A 20,982-nucleotide genomic window follows, 5' to 3' on the forward strand; every position below is an offset into this window, starting at 1 on the left:
GCATCGGCGCGTGCCGGCGAACTGCGCGGCGCGTTGCCAGCGCTGCCCGCCCAGTACCGTTCCGGCGCAAACGGATAGGTGGGCAGCGCAAGCGGTCGCGGCCGAGTGCGCCCATAAAGCGCCCGCCAGTCGAGGTCGACGCCGCGCACCCACAAGTTCAGCACCTTCGGCAAGTTGCGCTGCGCAAGCCATTCGTCGAGCAGGCGCCGTAGCCCATCATCCGCGAACAGTCCCTGCGTGTGCGCGTCCGGCGTGGGCGGACCACAATAGACCTCGAACTCACGCGACCTGCCATCGAGGTACGCGCGCAGCTGGTCCTCGAGTTGAGCGGCCGACGCCGCGATGAAACCGACCCGGTGCGCCATTGCGTCGCGGCCGACCTGCAGCGTGTACGCGATGCGCCGCAAGTCGACCGGCTGCGCTGCGGCACTCAAGTAGGCGAGCAGCCGAGCCGCCTGCTCGCGTAACTGCGACTCGCTGCGCGCCGACAGCGGCACGGCATAGCGGCATGGCGCTGCGGCGCGCGACGCGGACGCAGGCACAGGTGCAAGCGCAGGTAATACCGGAGCATCGTCCGCGTGCACATACTCCGAAACCACCACATGCGCATTCGTACCGCTGAAACCGAACGCGCTGACCGCTGCGACGCGCGTGGTGTCGCTGGCCCAGTCGCCATACGCGGTATTGACGAAAAACGGGGACGACGCGAAATCAATATGCGGATTCGGCTTGCGATAGTGCAGCGACGGCGCGAGCTTGCGATGCCGCAAGCACAACAGCACCTTGATGAGCCCGGCGACGCCCGCGGCAAAACCGGTATGGCCGATGTTGCTCTTCACCGAGCCCAGCGCGCACGGTTGCGCGGCGGCGCCGAACGCAGAACCAAGTGCTGCGACCTCGATCGGGTCGCCAAGCGGCGTGCCGGTGCCATGTGCCTCGACATAGCCGATGCATCCCGGATCGATGCCGAAGCGGCGATAGACTTGCCGCAGCAGTTGCTCCTGCGCCGTTGTACTGGGCGCGGTGATGCCGTTGGTCCTGCCATCCTGGTTCGTGCCGGACGCATCGATCACACCGAGAATTTCGTCGTTATCGGCCAGCGCCTTCGACAACGCTTTCAGCACGAGCACGCCGCAGCCCTCGGCGAATACGATGCCGTTCGCGCTCGCGTCGAACGCGGCGCAGCGGCCGTCGGGCGACGGCATGCCGACCTGCGAGGTCAGAATATGACCAATCGGCGTTGCGAGCACATTGACGCCGCCCGCCAGCGCAACGTCGTTCTCGCCGCTGCGAATACTCTCGCAGGCAAGATGCACCGCGACCAGCGACGACGAACAGGCGGTATCGATCGCAACCGCTGGCCCTTTCAGGTTCAACAGATACGAAATACGCGCGGCGAGGATCGCATTCGACGTACCCATGAATGCCGGGCCCGCGGTATCTTCGCCTGCGCGCTGCAAGACGCGGCCGTAGTCGCCCGTCGAACAGCCGACATACACACCGCAGGTGCTTGTCGATAGCGCACTCGGCGCGTATCCGGCGTGCTCGATGGCTTTCCAACACTCCTCGAGAAAGATGCGCTGCTGCGGGTCCATCAACTCGGCTTCGGCGGGCGAAATTCCAAAGAACAGTGGGTCGAACGTGTCGATGCGTTCGAGCAGGCCCGCCCATTTCGAATACGAGGTGCCGCGATGGCGGGGGTCGGCATGGAACCAGTCGTCGTCCGGCCAGCGGTCCGCAGGGACCTCGACCACGCAATCGACCCCCTGCGCAAGATTGCGCCAGAACGCCTCGACATCAGGGCTTTGCGGATAGCGGCACGCCATGCCGATCACGGCGACTTTTTCAGCCGCTTTGCCGCTTTCGCGCTCGCGCTGCGGCCAGCGGGCCAGTGTCGCTTGCGCAGACAACGCCTGAGCGCTGACCCGGCGCAGGCTGATCCTCTCGACCGATAGTGCGAGCGCACCGGTCTCGTCGACGATGTCGAAATCGAACTCGGCCACGTCGCGCTCGAGCGCACGCATGCGCGCGTGAACCCGGTAAGCACGGCCATCAAGCACGTGCCGCGCAGCAAGCGCGCCGATCCGATGCGGCAAAAATGCGTCGTCGCACGCGCCGTACTGTCGTTCGACGAGCCACGTCGCATAGTTGATTACGGTGCACAGGCCGCCGTAGAGCGCGAACGGGCCGATCGTAAAGCCGAACGAATGCGACGCTGGCCGGATTTCCGCTGTTGCATACGACGCGCCGAACGCGAGCGACTCCAACGGCGCATAACAAGTGCCGGTGTTGGTCGGAATATCGGCGCGCGCGAGCGTATGTTCGACATCGAACGCGGGTAGGAGTGCCGGTTGCGACAACTGATCCGGCGCGGCTGCGATGAAGCCTTGCATGTGCAGCCGCTCGCCGGCGCCATCGGGCGCGATGCTCGAGCGCACAAAGAATTGCAACATGTCGCCGCTGCGCCGGAATTCGACGGTGACGTGGCAGTCGCGGCCCGGCGTGCCGAACAGCGGACTGGCGAGGGCGATACGTTCGATGCTGACGGCGCCCGCCTCGAAATAGGTGCGAAACGCGCTGTTCACGAGTTCGACGAACGCGTCCGTCGGCAGGAGATGATGGCCGGCCACGACGTGCTCGCGCAGGCAGACGTTGCGCTGCGGCCCAATCACGAAGCGCACCGTGCATTGGCCGTCGGACTCGAAATCGCCTTCGCAGTGCGGGCTGTAGAAGTACAGATCGCAATTGGGACTGACATGCCTCGGTGCGAACGAAAACGCGGCGCCGGCCGTTGCACGCGAGGCGAAGCGGCCGGTGGCGCGTCTCGCCGGTGCTGGCTGCGGCGGCACCTGCCGCTGCATCGGTGCGGCGTCGCTCGCCGAGCCGTGCGGCTCAGGCTCGGCCGAACGCTGCGCGGCGATGAACGTGGCAAGCCGCTCAAGGTTCGGGTGGTCGTAAATGCGCGTCGCGTTAAGCGCAAGCTCGTACTGCCGGTTGAGCGCATTCACCCACTCGACGGCCAAAATAGAATCGAGACCGAGTTCGACGAACGACCGACCGATATCGATGTCGCCAGGCTCGATCAGCAGCGCCTGCGCAAGACTCGCTCGCAACTGCATACGCAATGTAGCGAGCGATGTGGATGGCTCAGCCGCACGCGCCGATGTTGCCACAGCCTCCGTTGCCTCAGCCGTTGCACTCGCCGGAATACGAGAGGCGAGCGCAGCATTCTGATCCGTCCCGCCATGCACGAGACCCACCATCGCCACGCAGACCGTCCCATCCGCGTCGCAGATATCGATGTCGATGCCAACTCCGCTCGCAGCCGCGCGCACCCATGCGAACGCGCGGTGTCCACCGCGCGCGAAGACGCTCAACGCCTCGCAGGTCACTTCCCGCAGCGCGTCGCCATCGAAACCGCCAACGCACTGCAACGCGCTGCGGATCGCGCTGTCCACGCAGTGCGGCGGCAGCACGAAAGCATCGCTGATGCCGTCTTCGCTATCGGCCCAGTCCAGCAACAGCAGCGCCTCGCCGTTGCCGGGCGCCAGTTCCCGGCGCCGCTGCTCCAGATCGTGCACGACACGCCGCCCGGGCACTGGAGCGGGTTCGGCCGTGCCACGACACAGCACCGCACGATCCGCTTGCTCCGCATGAATCTCGAATTCGATCTGGCCGTCATGCAACGGTGCAAGCTCAGTGGTTAGCTGCCCAACCCCGTCTACCGCGCGCCATTCGATATCGCGCAGCACGAATGGCTGGCGCTCGTGGCCCGCATTGAGCCGCCCGTGTTCGTCGTCGGCACGCGCATCATCGATGGCCGCGCGTGCCATCTCCAGGCAAAGTGCCAGCGACACACGACCCGCGCCACCGTCCGCGCTTGCGTCGCGCAAGAAGGCCTCGTCGCCGTTGAACTCCGTGCGATACCGCTGGCGGCTCAGATTTGACGTATTCGCATGCAGCAACGGGTGCGCGATGCGGGCCGCGCCGTGCTGCACAGCGACGTCGCCGCTGAGCCAATAGCGTTCGCCCGCGAACGGATAAAGCGGCAGGCCGATGCGCTGCGGTGTGCCGTCCGGATAAAAACGCGTCCAGTCGAGCACGAGCCCTTTCGTCCACAGATCGGCCAGCTTGGGCAGCGCACGTTGCGCGATCCACTTGTCGATCATTTGCCGGAAGTCCGCATCGTCGCCGAGCGTTTGCAACGTTTCGCGGTTCGTCGCAACGTCAGCACGATAAACACCGTCGGGCATCGAGGCAGCACCGTGCTCACATTCGACGAACGACAACAGTTTTGTTTGCAGATCGTCGAGCGATGCTGCAACGAACGCGACGCGCTCACTCATCGCATGGCGTCCGACCTGAAGCGTATAAGCCGTCCGGGCGAGCAGATCCGGCGCTGCCGACGTATGCAAGTGCTCGCCCAAGAAGGCCAGCAGCGCGCGCGCCTGCTGCGCAAGCTGCTCGTGCGTGCGCGCGGACAACGGGACGAGCACGGCGCGCCCCTGTTCGTCGAGTGTCGCTCGCCGTTGCATCGGCCCCGCAGCCGCACGGCTTCGGCCCGTGTATTCGGCAACGACCGCATGCGCGTTGGTGCCGCCAAAGCCAAATGCGTTGATGGCCGCGCGACGCGGCGCGGCACCGTCACGCGGCCATGCTTGCAGGGTGTCGTTGATGAAGAACGGCGAGCCTTGCAGCACGATGTGTCGGTTGAGGCTGCGCAATTGCGCACTCGGCGGCAGTTGTCCATGTCCGATCGCAAGCAACGCCTTGATGAACCCGGACACGCCCGCCGCAGCGAGGCAATGACCAATGTTGCTTTTAACCGAGCCGAGCGCGCAGAAATGTGTGCGCTGCGTGTAATGCGTGAACGATGTTTTTAACGCCGCGACCTCGATCGGATCGCCGAGCGCTGTGCCCGTGCCGTGTGTTTCGACGAGGCCGATTGCGGCTGGATCGATGCCGAAGCGCTCATACACCTGCTGCTGCAAGCGCGCCTGCGCGTTGGCGTTCGGTGCGGTAATGCCGTTGGTTTTGCCGTCTTGATTGACGCCCCAGCCTTCCACGACGCCATAGATGCAGTCGCCGTCGCGCTCGGCATCAGCCAGGCGTTTGAGCACGACGACGCCCGCGCCCTCGCCAAGCGCGATGCCATCCGCGCGGTCATCGAACGTGTAGCACCGGCCATGGGGCGACAGCATGCCCATCTGCGACGTCATGATGTGCATGGCCGGCCCCGATAGCACGTTCACGCCGCCCGCCAGTGCGAGGTCGCTCGCTCCGGTCGCGAGGCTGTCGCAGGCGCTCGCGATCGCCACGAGCGACGACGAGCAGGCCGTATCGATCGCGACACTCGGCCCCGCCAAATCGAGCAGATAGGCGATGCGCGCGGCCAGTATCGACGGTGCCGCGCCGGTGAAGCCGGGGCCGCTCAACTGCTCGTGCGGCGACAGCCGGTGATAGTCGCTTGCCGCGCAGCCGACGAACACGCCGCATTGGCGGCCCGCGAGCGACATCGGATCGTACCCGGCATGTTCGATCGCATGCCAGCAGACCTCGAGGAAGACGCGCTGTTGCGGGTCCATCGCGCGCGCCTCGCGCGGCGGGATGCGGAAGAACGCCGCATCGAAGCGGTCGTGACCCTCGAGCACGCCCAGCCATTTGCTGCAAGTCTTGCCCGGTGCCGGGTCGCCTGGCTGGTAATAACGCGCAACGTCCCAGCGGCCGCGCGGCACTTCGTCGATGCAGTCGCGCCCCGCTGCGAGGTTGCGCCAGAACGCGTCGAGCGTGTTCGCATGGGCAAAGCGGCCGGCCATGCCGACCACCGCGATTGCCTCGGTTGTGAAGAGGTTCGCGCGTGCGGCGCGGGCGGCTGGACCGTCTTTCGCGGCGGTGCTATCGGCGCCGCGCCTGCGTCGTGACGACAGCACGGTCGGCGCCTGCGGCGCGGGCACGGCATGGCTATCGTTCTGTGCGTTACGTTCGTTGCGTTCGTTGCGTTCGTTGTTCTGGTTCGCAACGCGCTGCGTGGGCGCCGCAGCGTCAGCGGTCTGGGCACGGACTTGGTCCGCGACGAAGCCGGCGAGCGTGCTCAGAGTCGGATAGCTGTAGACCTTGACCGCTTCGATCGAGGTCCCGCAGGTCTCGTTGATCTTGCGCACCCACGTGACGCCGATGACCGAATCGAGGCCGAGTTCGACGAACGGCGTATCGTCTGCGATGTCGGCTTCGTTCATCCGCAGTTCTTGCGCGAGCAGCTTGCGCAGATGTGCCGCCAACGAGCGTGCGTTTGCCGGCGCGGCACCGACCAGCCCGGGATGCGGCGCCGGCGCGGGCACCGCGCCGAAGCTGTGTTCGATACGCGCGAGTGTGTCTCGCTGTCCGACGAAGGTCTGCGCGTGCATCGCCAACTCGCGTTCGAGCGCCGTCTCGAGTTGTCGCCGCAGATCGAACGCCCAGCGCCGCTTGAGCGCGACGAGCACCGCACGGTCGGCGCGTGCTAGCGTGCCGGCCAGTGCCAGCGCCGCAGCGCGAACATCATCGCGCGCCAGCACCGCATGCCGCAAGCCGCGCGCTGCAAGATCGACACCGCTATACTCGCGCGCACTCAGCAGCGATTCGCGCGCGAGATCGAGACCGACGACGTGCGGAAAAATCAGCGTCGCCCCCGCGCCGGGCGTAAAACCGTAGTCCAAATATGGGCTGCGAAACCGGCTTGCATCACCGACGAGCGCAATGTCCGCGAACATGCCGAGCGCCCAGCCGGCGCCCATGGCGTGCCCCTGCATCCCCGCGATCACCGGTATCGTGCAATCGAGCGGCAATCGGAACAGCGGGTTGTCGATGAAGCGCGCGCGGCCCGCGTGAATCGCGGTTAGTGTCTCGCGCGTGGCGCCCGACGAGAAATACATGTCATAGCCGGTCAGCACGACGACCTTGTACCCCCGGCTCGCCGCGACGTGTTCGAATGCCTGCGCGAGCCCGTACGAAAGCGCGTCGGAGAACATGTTCTTCGCATCGCGATCGGCCATCCCGATTTCGAGCACGCCATCTGGATGGACGAATGCGGTAACGACATCCGAGTCGAGCTTGAGCGGCCCTAGCGCCGCCGGCGGCTGTGCACCGGCCCGCGGGTCCGTGCTCACCGGCACCGCTTGGTCCGCGTACGCGTACGCGTCCGCGTTCGTGTTCGCCTCAGGCTCGACATGCCTAAGCGCGGCGAGCGCGCCGCGTGGCCATGCGGCGAGCGCGACGGCGAGTCGCATCCCCTCCGCGTGCGCCTGCGCGCGGTCCACCACCAAAGGCGCGCCGAATGATTGCATTAGTGCAGCGCCGCTGTGCTCGCCGCCCGCCATGAGACGCTTCGCGGCGCCGGCATCGAAATGACGCGCGAATGCCATAGCCGCGCCGTCGGCAAGCTGCGCGTCGACAAGCAGCTCGTCGGCCGAATAACCACCTTGCGCCGCATACACGCACACAGACGCGCCAAGCGCGGCGAACCAGGCGAGCCCTCGCGCATCGTTGTCGAGCACCGCGACAAGCGGTGCTTCGAAGCGCCGCAGCACGTCGTGCAGCGCAATAGCAGCGGCTGCACGGTCGCACGCGGGGTCGAGCGGGAAAAAGCCCGGGTGTTCGCTTGCCAGCACCACGCAACGCGGCGCTGATTCAGCAGATTGCGCCGCGAGATTGGCGCGTAGCGCCTCCAACTCCGCAACCAGCGTCTGCGCGTCGAAAGCGCTGACGTTGACGCCCGCATGCAGCGTAACGACGAGCACGCCGGACTCATCGCGCCGCACCTGCATCTGTGCGAACGCCATCGCATCGAGCGCCAGCTCCGCGCCTCGCATCGACGCCGGCGCCGTAACGGCGCCCGGCTCGCACGCTGCGTCGTCCAGTGCCTCGAGCGCATCGAGCATCGTTCGAGCAAGCTCGCGCTTGAGGAGTTGCAGTGCGTGTCGCGGCTTGCTCGCGAGGTCGGCGGCCAGCGCAAACGCGCAGTCATCGACGCCGCCAGCGCCCTGCAGCAGGCCACGCCAGCCCATCTGACGCAGTTGCGCACCGGTCGCGAGCGGCCTCAGATAGAGCAGAGCCGTCGCGCAGGCGCGGCCGAAGCGCGCATCGAACAGCGCGCGCAGGCCGGCCGGAAACAGTTGCTCGGCGGGGATCGTAAAGCCATAGCACGCCGTTTCGCTGCAAACCATCAAGTCGCACAGCGCCGCGACGAGCAAGCCCGGCCCGCGCGCGTCGCCGCGCAGCGACGCAATGGTCGGGTACGGGAACGCGGCAATCGCGCGATATAACCCTTGTGCAAGCGCGCCAGCATGCGCGGCGCACGCGCCACGCAAAAACACCTCGCCGCCTGTCAGCACCAGCACCTTGAGATCGGGCGCGGCCTCGGCCGCGCGCAGCGCGCCTAACAGCGCTTCGATCGTGCGCGGCGCGAGCTCGGGAGTATCAATCCGGATCGCGTAGATGCCGTCACCGTGATCGAACAGCATCACCTGCGCATCGTCCTCGCACGGTTGAAGCGCCGTCGCCTGATGCATGCCATCGCTGTCCTGCTGGCTCGCGGCATCGGCACAGGTCAGTGTGACGAGCGGCCGGTCCTGCCGTTGGCCAAGCGCCTCTGCATACGTCGAGTACGACGATGGCGTGGATAGCGCGATTGCCGCCGGCCGCGCGTGAGCTGCGACTAAGGCCGATCGAGCGCGTGCAGGCTCGACGATCGGTACGCGACGCGGCGCCTGTGGCTCGGCCTGCGTCCGGCCAGCCGCTACGACGGTGAGTGCCTGCGTCGGAAAGCGAAGCCCACGTAGCTGCGCGTACGGGTTTCCATCGCGCTCGCAAAGATCGATATCGAAAGCGGCATACTCTGGCGAACGCCTGCCGGATGCCGCGGATGCCGGCCGCACCCATGCGAACGCTGGCTGTGCACCCGGCAGCACCGGCAACACGATATGAATCGCGTCGAGCGCGACCGGCTGCGCGAGCGCGCCGGCAAGCTCCGCCGCGACCTGCAACGCGTCGGCGACGAGCGCAGGATGCAGCACGTAATCGGCGTGGTGGTCTGCGAGCCCGGCTGGCAGCCGCAGTTCTGCGAGCCGCTCCCCTGCTTGAGCGTGAAGCGCCGCAAGATCGAGCCGCGGCGGCGCTGGCAGGTCGAGGTGCGCCACCCGTCCCTGGCAGTGGACGGCCTCATCATCGTCATCATCGTCGGCGCGATAGATTTCGAAGCGCGCTGCGTCGCGTTGCCGGTCGAACAGCGCGATCGCGAGCGAGTGCCCATCCGCGACCACGCCGGGCTGTGCCCATTCGATATCGGTCAGCGCGAGCACGCCTGCAGTCCGCCTACCGGGTAGCGACGCATCGAATGCTGCGCGTGCCATCTCCAGCGTGGCGGCAGCGGACAAGCTTCGCGCGCCGGGCGTGCCAGTCAGAAAGAATTCGGCGCCGTCGAAGCGCGACGTAAATCGCTGCTCGTCGAAGTCGGACGTGTTGCGCTGTAACAGCGGATGCGGCCCAGGCAGATCGGCATGCGCCGTGTCTAGCCGCGGCAGCGGCAAAGGATCAATGTCGATATCGACATCGACCCAATGGCGTTGCCTCGCAAACGGGTAGGCCGGCAGACTGACGAGTGGCGGCGCGCTCCGATGCAGCCGGCGCCAATTCAGCTCGACGCCCGCAACCCATTGTTCGAGCACCCGTGCAAGCGCATCGGCGTCCATCCCGGGCGCCATCTCCGGTGCCGCCGCCGCACGCTCATCCGGTATCCGCTCCGACACGCGGCCGCGATAAACGAACGCGGTATGCGTGTTGCCATCGACGAACGCTTGCAGCCGTTTGCACAGACACTCGAGCGAATCCGCAAGCACGCCGACGCGCTCCGGCATCGCCTCCCTGCCCACTTGCAGCGTGTACGCAATCGACGCCAACGTCGCGCGCGGCTCGGTTGGCGTCGCGTTCAGCATCGCCAACAGATCACACGCCTTTTGCTGCAATTGCTCGGGCGTGCGCGCCGACAGCGGCACGATCGACAGCGCATCGGACACCGCTGCCCGCTCGGGTGCGACGTATTCCTCGACGATCAAATGGGCGTTCGACCCGCCCGCGCCGAACGACGAAATGCCCGCGATGCGCGGCAGTGCGCGCGCGTCGACGATGGGCGTCTCCCAAGCACGTAGCGTCTGATTGACGACAAACGGCGTCGCAGCGAAATCGATGTGCGGATTGAGTACGGCCGAATGCAACGAAGGCGCGATTGCCCGGTGCCGCATCTGCAGCAGCACCTTGGTCAGCCCAGCAATGCCGGCCGCCGCCTCGCAGTGGCCGATGTTCGATTTCGCCGAGCCGATCGCGCAAAAGCCCGCATCGGCAGTGTGTGCACGAAACACGCTGCTCAGCGCGGCGATCTCGATCGGATCGCCGAGCTTCGTGCCGGTGCCATGCGCCTCGACATAGCTGATGTGACGCGGCTCGACCCTCGCGTCCTCGAGTGCGTCGCGAATCGCGCTCGCCTGCGCGTGAGGGTTCGGCACCGTGTAGCCGTTGGTCTTGCCGCCGTGGCTCAGGCCGCTACCGCGAATCGTCGCGTAGATGCGGTCGCCATCGCGCATGGCGTCGGCAAGCCGTTTGAGCACGACAACGCCAACCCCCTCGCCCGGAATGTAGCCATCGCCGCCCACGCCGAAGCTTTGGCAACGGCCGTCGCCGGAAATGAACTGACCTGCGCTCAGCATCAGGTACTTGTTCGGGTGGATCGTCACGTTCACGCCGCCCGCGAGCGCGAGCGCGGTGCGCTTGAGCCGCAGATCCTGGCACGCCAGATGGATCGCGCTCAGCGACGACGAGCACATCGTATCGACGACCATGCTCGGCCCGTGCAGATCGAGAAAGTACGAGACGCGGTTCGCGATGCTCGCCGGATTACTCGCGAAGCCGGTGGGCCGGCCATGCAGGCTGGCTTGTGCGCCGAACAGTTGGTACTCGTTGTACATCACGCCGGCATACACGCCGACTGGCCCCCCGAGTGCCGTTCCATCCGGCAGGCGCAAACGTTCGCGCGTGTAGCCGGCATCTTCGATGGCAAGCCACGCCTGCTCGAGAAACAGCCGTTCCTGCGGGTCGAGCGTCTGCGCTTCGCGCGGCGAAATATTGAAAAAGCGCGCATCGAATTCGTCGACGCCGTCGATGAAGCCGCCCCAGCGGCTGTAGTGCCGGCCTGGCTGCGTGCGGTCCTCGCTGTAATACTCGCGCCAGTCCCAACGCGATTTCGGTACTTCCTCGATGCAATCGCGGCCGTCGCGCAGGACATCCCAGAATGCGTCGACCGAGCGCGCTCCGGGATAGCGGCCGGCAAGCCCGATGATCGCGATCGGCTCGCAAGCGTCGCTGCGCGCTGGCACTGCGCGAACACGATGCACACGATGCATGCGCAGACTCGCGACCGGTTCGGCGGCCGCGGGCCCGACGGGCGAGGACGGCGCTGAACTCGATGCCGGTGCCGACGCCGATGCCGATGCCGTCGAAGCGACCAGCGACGCCAGTGTCGCGGCGTGCGCCTCGACGAAATAGCCGGCCAGATCGCGCAGGTTCAGATACTCGAAAAACAGCGTCTTCGGCAATGGACCGAACGCCTGCTCCAGCATGCGCGTCAGATCGAGCGCGACGATCGAGTCGATGCCATAGTTTTCGAGCGGAGCGCGCGGATCGATCCGCTCGGCCGGCAGCTTGAGCCGCGCGGCCAGCTGCCCGCACAGGTAGTCCTCGGCGTACGCCGCATGGGCCGACGTCGCCACGCCTTTCGCAGATGCGGCAGACGCGGCCGAGGCTGCGGATGTTGCCTGTGCCGCCAATATCTGGTGGGACTGTCCGTGCTCGGCCACGCCGAGCGCGCGCCGCATCGCAAGCGGATCACCCTCCATCACCAGCGTCTGATCAGCGCCGTCGGCGAGGCTGTGGTCGAACATCCGCAGCCCGGTCGCGCGGCGCATCGGCCGGATGCCGATGGACCGCGCGAGCTGCGTTTGGTCCGCGGCGGACGGCTGCATGCCGCCGTCGCGCCAGAGCGGCCAGCGGATCGAGAGCGTGCGGCCGCGGCATTGGCCCATCGCCACGAGCGCATTGCGGTAGCTGGCGAACCGATCCATGAAACCGTTGGCCGCGGCGTAGTCTCCCTGGCCCGGGTTGCCGAGCGCCGCGGTGAGCGACGAAAACAGGACAAAGAAGTCCAGATCGATATCGCGCACTGCTTCGTGCAGATACAGCGTCCCTGCGACCTTGGGTGCCAGCACCGCGAGAAACGCTTCGGCGGACTGTTTGAGCAAGAACGCATCCGCGGTCATCCCCGCACAATGAAAAATGCCGTCGAGCCGTCCGTGTGCTTGCACCACACTGGTCACGACGCGCTGCACTTGATGCGCATCGTCCAGCTGCAGCTGCTGATACTCGGCTACCGCGCCCAGCGTGCGCAGATCGTCGCACAACGCATCGAGGCGTCCGGCGGCGGCTGCGTCGTCGGCGCTCGCGCGGCCTGTCATCACCACGCGCGCGCCCGTCGCGCGGCGGGCGATGTCACGCGCGAACAGCGCGCCGAGCCCGCCCAGGCCCCCGGTAATCAGATAGACCCCGCCCGCTCGGTAGGGGCTGCCGGAGCACGGACCGAAGCCGCAGGCGGCGGCCATGGCGCCATCCGCTCGAGCGTCCCGAGCGCCCCCGCGGCGCGTGGCGTCGAAAGTCGCGTCCCGCACGACCCACTGTGCGATACGTCGCGTCCTGCCCGTCCGGTCGATCAGCGTCTGCTGCGGCTCGCGCGCATCTTCGTCGAGCCACACAGCGAGCGTTGCCTCGCCGACATCCGCCTCTATGAAGATCAGTTGCGCCGCGAGTTGCGGATTTTCGAGCGCAGCCGTCTTCAACAGTCCGGACAATCCGGCGAACAGCCGGTTGTCTTGTGCGTCGGGCACGACGAACTGAATCAGCACCTGCGTAACGGGTGTCGAGCGCAGCAGCGACTGCACGATGCCAAAGCATTCGAGCGCGAACTGCGTATAGCGGCGCGCGACATCGCCGCTTTCGAACGATACGCTCGAGACCGTGCCGCCAAGCCGGCTCAGTTCGCCGAATTTGACCGGTTCGACGGCCGGCAGCCCGCACAGCACAACATGACGAACCTGCGTGCGGGCCATCTCGTGTCGGGCACCCAAAGCGCGCGCGGCCGCCGGTTCCCACATTTCGGATGCCAGCAGCGCAGCGCGCGGCGCACCGTTGAGCGCGCGGGCCGTGAACCCGCGCAATTGGACGCATAGCTTGCCGTCGCGGTCGTATAAATCGATATCGACTTTCGCAAAGTCCGCGTGCGCGCGCTGCGGCGTGGCAAGGCGCGCATGCACGTCGAACTCCGCAGGACAAGCGGACAGCGCATGCAGCACATACACGGCGTCCAGCGCAAACGGCACAACTGGCTCGCATGGCGGATCGGCAAGATTGACGAGCAACGCCGTGGCCGCTTGCAGCGCGCCGTCCAGCAGGCTCGGATGCAGCGCGAAGTCCTGCGCGCCGTCTTGCGCCGAAGCCGGCAGCACGAGCTGCGCACGTGCTTCACCGCCATCGACCCATAGCGTGCGAATGGCCCGGTGCGCCGCGCCGTAGCGCAGCCCCATCGACGCGAACGCCTCGTAGACACGCGCCGCGTCCCATCCCGGCCCGCGCGGCGGGGGGCCGGACGACGCCGTCGCACGCGGGGCTTCGCGCCACCGCGCGTGCCCCTGGCAGTGCACGGTCTGATCGGCACCGAAAACTTCGAAGGCCACGCCATCGTGTTCGGCAAGCAAAGCGATGTCGACCTGCGTGGGCGCTTCGACCTCGATCGGCCGTACCCAGACGACATCGCCTAGCACCACGACGCACTCGTCCCCATGCGGGTGGCCGGCGCGTTCGAACGCGGCACGCGCCATTTCCAGGTAAGCGGCGCCCGGCAGGATGCTGCGTACGGCGTCGGTATCCTGCCCGTCATCCGGGGTACAGAGTTGATGATCCTTCAAGAAACACTCGCTGCCGCAAAAAAGCGAGCTATAGCGGAGTTCGTGCAGATCGGACGTGTTCGCATGCAGCAGCGGATGTAACAGCGTGCGCGGGACCGGCAGCGGCGCGGCATCGATCCAGCAACGCTCGCTGGCAAACACGTAGGTCGGCAAGTTCACGCGCCGCGGCCGTGTGCCGCGATAGCGGGCGAGCCAGTCGATTGCGTCGCCTGCCATCCACGCAGAAGCGAGCGCACCCGCTTCGCCGTCGCCGATCGCGATTTCACCGCGCTCGACGTAAGCGCGCAATGCCGCGTGCAGCGCGTCGATCGACGCGACGACGAATACCGCGCGGCATGCCATCGCATCGCGGCCGGTTTGCAGCGTGTACGCGATGTCGGCAAGCTCGAGTTCGGTGCCGCCGCCGCGTTCATTCCGTTCATCGCGTTCGAGAAACGCTGCGAGCCGCGCCGCATAGGCGTGCAGGCTCGCCTGCGTACGCGCCGAAAGCGGCACGGCAACCGGCTGGCCGGGTTGTCCCTGTCCCGACGGCTGGGCGCGCGAGCGTCGCGCCCGCCCTCGCGCATACTGCTCGAGCACGACAAATGCATTCGTGCCGCCGACACCGAGGCTGTTGACGCCCGCACGGCGCAGCGCTTTGCCCGTCTGCCATGACGTCGGCGCGGCATCGATCCGAAACGGAGTGGCCTCGAAGCGAATACGCGGATTGGGCGTCGCGTAGTGCAGCGCAGGCGGGATCACGCCATGCTTGAGTACGAGCACCGCCTTGATGAGACCCACGATGCCCGCCGCGGCTTCAAGATGGCCGACGTTGGCTTTCACCGCGCCCAATACGCAATAACCGGTGCGGTCGGTGTCGGCGCGAAACGCGGCAGACAGCGCCTTGACCTCTTCCGGATCGCCCATCGCGGTGCCCGTGCCATGCGCCTCGACGAAGCCGATCGAGCCCGCATCGACCCCCGCGTTATCGAGTGCCGCGCGGATGCACGCAACCTGTCCTTTCGCGCTGCTTGCCGCGTAGCTCATCTTGCCCTTGCCATCGTTGCCAAGCGCGGAGCCCTTGATGACCGCATGGATGGCGTCACCGTCGCGCACCGCATCGGCGAGGCGCTTTAACAGCACGAGGCCGAGGCCGCTGCCGAACACGATGCCGTCGGCTTGCGCGTCGAATGGCCGGACGCGGCCACTGCGCGAGAAGATGTAGCCTTCCCGGTAGTGATAGCCGTGTTCGTGCGGCACGCGAACGCTCACGCCACCCGCGAGCGCCATTTCGCATTCGCCGTTCAGCACGCTCATGCGCGCCTGGTGCACGGCGACGAGCGACGTCGAGCACGCGGTCTGAACCGTCATGCTGGGGCCCGTGAGGTTCAGCCGGTACGAGATGCAAGTGGCGAGGAAATCTTTGTCGTTGCCGAGTTGGACCGCGCCTGCGGTGGTCTTCTCGAAGCGCTCGTGCAGATTGACAAAGTTCGCGAAATAGCTGGTCGTCACACCGCCCGCCCCGGCGAACACGCCGATGCGCTGCGGCCCCTTGCCCGCGTAGCCGGCGTCTTCGAGCGTCTCCCACGCGCATTGCAGCAGCAACCGGATCTGCGGGTCCATCAACTCGGCTTCTTGCGGTGAAATTCGGAAAAAGGCCGGATCGAAGCGATCGACGCCGTTGAGCGGCGCGGCGACCTTCACGTAGCGTGCGTCCGCGAGCACGTCATCGCGCACGCCGACGCGCCGTAGTTCGTCGTCGGACAACGCGCGCAACCCGTCGCGCCCCGCGCACAGGTTGGCCCAGAATTCAGACACGTTATCAGCGCCCGGCACTTTCCCCGCCATGCCGATGATGGCGATATCGCGGTCCTCGATCGTCATCGGCCCGGTCTCCTCCAGTTCAGCCATTGCGCCACCCGCGGCGCGACGGCGAGGTTTAAGCGACGCGCGCATAGACACCACACAGGTCCGCGAGCGTGCGAATATCGGCGATCGTTACATCGTCGCGCTGAAACGGGTCGAAGCCAAAGGCCTCCTCCAGGCTCGCGATCAATGCGGCGACGCTCAGCGACGTGAAGCCCATTTCGTCGACGATCTCCGTCGAGCCCGTCAATGGCGGCAGATTCAGGCCGCGCTGAGCCGCGACGGCGCGGATGGTTTTCACGATGGTGTCCTGTACAGCGTCGTTCACGGGTGACCTCGGGGGATCGGTTGGTTGAGTGGGCTCGTTCATGCCATCAGGTCGCCGGCCATCAAGCCGTCAGCCCGCCGTCGACCACGACGGTCTGGCCAGTGATGAAACGCGCGGCATCGGAAAGCAGGAACGCCACGACCGAGGAAACATCGTCGACGGTGCCGAGCCGCCCGAGCGGCGTAAGCCGCGCGAGCCGGCCGCGCTGCACCTCGGTGAGGCCTGCGGCCATCGCCGTTTCCATGAAACCCGGCGCGACCGAATTCACGCGTATGCCGAGCGGCCCGAGCTCCTTCGAGAGACTGCGCGTCAGACCGTCGAGCGCGGCCTTGGTCGCGCTGTACGCGCCAACGCCCTCGTAGCCGCGCACGCCGACCACCGACGACACGTTGACGATCGCCCCGCACCCGCCGACCATCATCTGCTTCACGCATTGCTGCGCGACGCGAATCGCGCCACCGAGGTTGACCGCGAGCATGCGCGAGATGTCGTCGCCCTTCATCAGTGTCAGGAGCCCCTCGTGCGCCACGCCCGCGCTGTTCACGAGGTAGCCGATGCGGCCGACGCGCGCACGCACGCGCTGCAAATAGCCCGCGAGCTGTGTGTCGTCGGCAAGGTCGAGCGGCTCCCAATAGAGCGTGCCGTCATGCGCGGCGCGCGCTTGCTCGAGCTCGGCGCTGGACCGGCGGCTGAACGTCGCGACGCGGTAGCCGTCGGCCACGAGTGCTTCGCAGATGGCCAAGCCAAGGCCCCGGCTGCCGCCGCTGACGACGGCCACGCGCGCGCCTGGTTCGCTCGCTTCGCGCGATTCGTTCACGATGAAGTCCGCGTCGCAGTGCGGGAAAGCGGCGCGACGGTGTCTGCATCGCCGCTGCTGCCGCGGATTTTCTTGAAACGCGATCCGACGAGGCTGTCGCGTGACGCGATCGTGATGTGGCCCGGCACCTTGAACGGGCTTAGATGGGCTTCACACTGCTCGATCACGCGCCGTCTCAATTCGGCGGGGTCTTCGTCGTGTTCGAGTACAAATTCGGCCCATACCATCTGGCCGACGACGGGGCTGCGCTTTTGCCGGACCACCACGTCCTTCACGTTATCGAGCGTCAGCAAGAAGCTCTCGATTTCGCCCGGAAAGACTTTTTCGCCGGCCACGTTGATCACTTCTGATGCACGGCCGAGTATCCGGTAGTAGTCGCCCTCGACTTCGACGCGGTCCCCGGTGTTGTACCAGCCCTGTGCGTCGAAAGGGCTCGGCGCATTCAGGTACCCGAGCATCGCGGTGTCGGTGCGAACCCACAGCACGCCTTCGCGCACGGCAAGCTCGACGCCCGCACCGCCGATCTTCATCCATGTCGACGATGAATCCTTCGATTGCGTCGACAAAATGCCCAGTTCGGAAAGCCCGTAGGTTTGCTTCAGCGTCACGCTGGGAAGCGCCCGGTGCAGACTCGCGAGCGTCGACGCCGGCATCACTTCCGTGCCGTAAGTAACCGTCTTGAGCGACGACAAGTCGTACTCGCCGGCGGCACGCGACATCAGCAACATCGTCAGGAACGACGGCGTGGTGGGCAGCAGCTCCACCGCGTGTGCTTCGATGCATGCGCAGATCGCACGCACGTCGCGCGCGGCGCAGGTGACGATCGTGCCGCCATTGAACAGCACCGAAAAGAGCGTGTTCAGGCCGCCGATGTGATCGAGCTTCAAGAACAACAGCGTGCGGCAGCCGCCGCGTGCGCGCTCGCCGCTGCGATGCCTGCGGGTCATCCGTTCGAAGTCGAGCAGCACAGCCTTGCTGCTGCCGGTGCTGCCGGACGTGAAAATCACGAAGCCCGCGCGGCCTTGCTCGACGAGCGGCGCGAGTAACGCATGCGGCGTCCCGCTCACGGGCAGTATCGTGCACTGCGTCGTCTCCGGCGTCACCGCTTCGCTGGCGGCAACGGTGATAAGCCGGCTCGCGCAGCCGGTCGCGAGCCGTTCATCGAAACACCCTCGATCCTCATCGGCAAGCGGCACGACGATGCAACCGGCGTCGACCAGCGCCATCAACAATGCCAGCGCATCGACGTGATGGTCGCAACGGCCGGTCACGAGGCCGACGCGTTCGCCGGGCGCGATGCCCCAAGCCTCGAGCGCAGCGCGCCAGCGAGCGATCCGCCCGACCAGCGCCGCATAGGTCATGTCGCCCGCTTCCGCGCTGTCGCCCAGCCGGCCGGCGACAGCCTGCCGCGCTCCAAACGACGCCAGCCGTTCAACGATCCAGCCCATTGCGTTTGTCTCCCCGTGTGCCCGAACCAATCGCCCATGCGCTGATTGCGCTCATTGCGCTCATTGCGTATCGACGCCGCGCTCGTCGAGAAAATCCAGATGTGCGTCGCGATATCGCTCGGCGCGCAGCTTGGCCGGATTGCTTTGCGTCACTTCGGTGAACAACTGCTCGGGTGCGCCGATGTTGAGCAGCAATTGCGGAAACGCGCCGCCCATGTCGAGGTCGTACAGCACGTCCTGCTGGATAACGCCATTGGGCAGCGGCGTGTAACGCCAGATGTTGTGCAGATGCTCGACACGCACGCAGCACCTGTCCGGCGGCAGCCGGTTCGGCACCGCAAAGCTTTCGAGCGTGACGACCTTCGTGCGCGGGTCCTGCGTGACTTGGTTCTGGATCAGCAGCTCGCGTGGTGCGAACGGTGCAAACAACGACAACGTCCACATCGCGACGTTGCTCTGCGTACGCGCGTCCCACGGTTGCACAATCCGGTAGTGCAAACACCCCGTCACCCACTTCGCGCAGTCTTGCTGGATGCTTTCGTCGAGTACGGGGGCGATGAGCGTGCTCAGGCGAAACGCATTCGAGCGCGAGACCACGCGCACTTTGAGCGCCGCCGAGCCCGGGGTCTTCATCGTGTAGACCTGTGTGCCATCGCGGTTGATCTTGAGCACCCACTTGTCGGAGCCGCTGATCAGCCATAGCCAGTTCGCGGCAGCGGCGAGCGTGACCAGGACGCAAACCGCAACCGTAAAACGTTTCAGCCATCGCACGAGCCGCGCCCGCTTCGTCTCACGCGCAGCTGTCGCGGCGGCGGGCGGCGTCTGCGGGTTCGCGTTTAATGTGTTCATCTGTGTGCTCCCATGTCCGTCCTTATTCAGTCAGTTCGTACGACTCGCCTCGGCTGCGCCACGCCCACCTTCGTCAAGAAACGTCAGATGCGCGTTGCGATACCTCGGCTGGTTTAATAGCTTCGGAATGTCTTTCGACAGCAACCCGAACACGATGTCGGGCGCATGCAGGTTTTGCAGCAATTGCGGAAATGCACCGCCCATATCGAGGTCGTACAGCACGTCGACCTCGATCGAGCCATCGGGCAGCGGCGTATAGCGCCACAGGTTGTCCAAATGTTCGAGCCGCACACAGCACGGGTTGGGCGGCAGCGCATTGGGCGCGGCGAAGTTCTCGAGCGTGACGACGCGCGTCTTAGGGTCCTGGCGCACCTGTCCCTGCAGCAGCATTTCGCGTGGAGAAAACGGCGCAAACAGCGAGACGGTCCACATCGTCGTATTGCGCTGCGTGCGCGCACTCCAGTGTTCAAGTATTCGGTAGCCAAGGCAGCCCGTGACCCACTTCGCGCAGTCGGCCGGATTCTGAATGCTCTCGTCGAGCAACGGTGCGATATGGTTGCTCAGGCTGAATTGCTTGAAGCGCGCCACGCCGCGCACCTTCAGCACAGGCGAGCCGGGCGTTTTCATCGTGTAAATCCGCACGCCGTCCCGGTCGACTTTCGGCACCCATTTGCCGGAGCCGCCAATCAGCCACAGCCAGTTCGCGATCACGACCAGCGTCACCAGTACGGGCACCGTGAGCGCGATGCCGCGGGCAAGCCGCCCTAGCCGCGCGCGGCGTTTGGTTTGGAAGGATTGCAGGGTTTGCGCCACGGCGATGGCGTCCTGGCTCGGGTTCGTTCCGGAAGTGTTCACGTGTGGTCTCGTTCGGTCAGTTCTGTGTTCGACTCGCAGCCGGTTGCCAGATGGAATCGATCTTGGCGTCACGGTATCGGGGCAGGTTCATCAAGCCCTGCATGCCGTCCAGAATCCGGTACGTGCCCTCAGCCAGCGCAAGATCGGCCAGCACGCTCGGCAATCCACCGAGGTCGGTGTCTTGCGTGAACTCGATATCGAGTACGCCGTCGGGCAGCGGCGTCAGGCGCCATGTGTTGTCGAGGTGCGCGATGCGCACGCAACAAGGGTCCCGCGGCACCCGATCGGGTGCCGCGAGCATATGAATGACGAGCTGCCCGGTATGCGGATCCTGATAGTGCTGCTGAAACAGCACGTATTCGCGGGTCCGAAGACCGGCGATATCGAACTTGAACGACACATACGCGGCATAGCGGTTTGGCACCGTCGGCAACGACTCGATCATCGCGCCGCCGTAGCAGTGCGCATCGACGCAACTGCTCGGGTCTTCGAGCAGTTTCACCATGCCCGCGAGACTCGACTTGATCCGCGTGTGCGCCTTCACCTGCACAAGACCTGAGCCCGGCGTCTTCAGCGTCCAGACCTGCACGCCGTTCTCGTCCCTCACTAGCCTCCACTGATTCGAGCCTGCGAAGCCCGCCCACGCCCAATATGCGACGACCGCGAGCACGGCCGCGAACAGCCCGCCAAACAGCAACATGCGGATTTTCCGGCGCAGTCCACCCGGCACCGACGGCTTGGCAGCGATGTTGATCTCTGTTTCAGGCGTCATATTCGAGTATCCATGTAGTTCGGATCATT

At 66.1% G+C, this 20,982-nt stretch carries 7 protein-coding genes (1 of these 7 only partly in view); all 7 read right to left on the reverse strand.

Annotation, left to right across the window (positions count from 1 at the left end; all coding sequences use genetic code 11):
- Positions 1–15,929 carry the 5' portion of an SDR family NAD(P)-dependent oxidoreductase gene (locus tag ACSQ20_RS11555; protein WP_436020015.1) on the reverse strand. Its footprint begins 985 nt before the window's first position, so 15,929 of the gene's 16,914 nt are visible here — the first part of the coding sequence; it begins with the start codon at positions 15,927–15,929; its stop codon lies off the left edge, out of view.
- Positions 15,930–15,957: 28 nt separating this feature from the next.
- Positions 15,958–16,212, reverse strand: a complete 255-nt coding sequence (locus ACSQ20_RS11560; protein WP_436020017.1) for an acyl carrier protein — start codon at positions 16,210–16,212, stop codon at positions 15,958–15,960.
- A 61-nt stretch (positions 16,213–16,273) separates the two neighbouring features.
- Complete coding sequence (locus tag ACSQ20_RS11565; RefSeq protein WP_436020019.1) at positions 16,274–17,029, reverse strand: SDR family NAD(P)-dependent oxidoreductase; 756 nt, start codon at positions 17,027–17,029, stop codon at positions 16,274–16,276.
- On the reverse strand, positions 17,026–18,477 hold the full coding sequence (locus ACSQ20_RS11570; protein WP_436020021.1) for a class I adenylate-forming enzyme family protein: 1,452 nt from the start codon (positions 18,475–18,477) through the stop codon (positions 17,026–17,028). Before ACSQ20_RS11570 ends, ACSQ20_RS11565 begins: the two co-directional genes overlap by 4 nt.
- A 60-nt stretch (positions 18,478–18,537) precedes the next feature.
- Positions 18,538–19,326, reverse strand: a complete 789-nt coding sequence (locus tag ACSQ20_RS11575) for an START domain-containing protein (RefSeq protein ID WP_436020023.1) — start codon at positions 19,324–19,326, stop codon at positions 18,538–18,540.
- A gap of 30 nt (positions 19,327–19,356) precedes the next feature.
- On the reverse strand, positions 19,357–20,181 hold the full coding sequence (locus ACSQ20_RS11580) for a hypothetical protein (protein WP_436020025.1): 825 nt from the start codon (positions 20,179–20,181) through the stop codon (positions 19,357–19,359).
- A gap of 16 nt (positions 20,182–20,197) precedes the next feature.
- Positions 20,198–20,953 carry a hypothetical protein gene (locus ACSQ20_RS11585; protein WP_436020027.1) on the reverse strand — a complete coding sequence of 252 codons (756 nt, stop codon included), beginning with the start codon at positions 20,951–20,953 and terminating at the stop codon, positions 20,198–20,200.
- Positions 20,954–20,982 lie beyond the last annotated feature (29 nt).

The organism is Trinickia sp. LjRoot230 (assembly GCF_964253315.1).
Taxonomy (GTDB): domain Bacteria; phylum Pseudomonadota; class Gammaproteobacteria; order Burkholderiales; family Burkholderiaceae; genus Trinickia.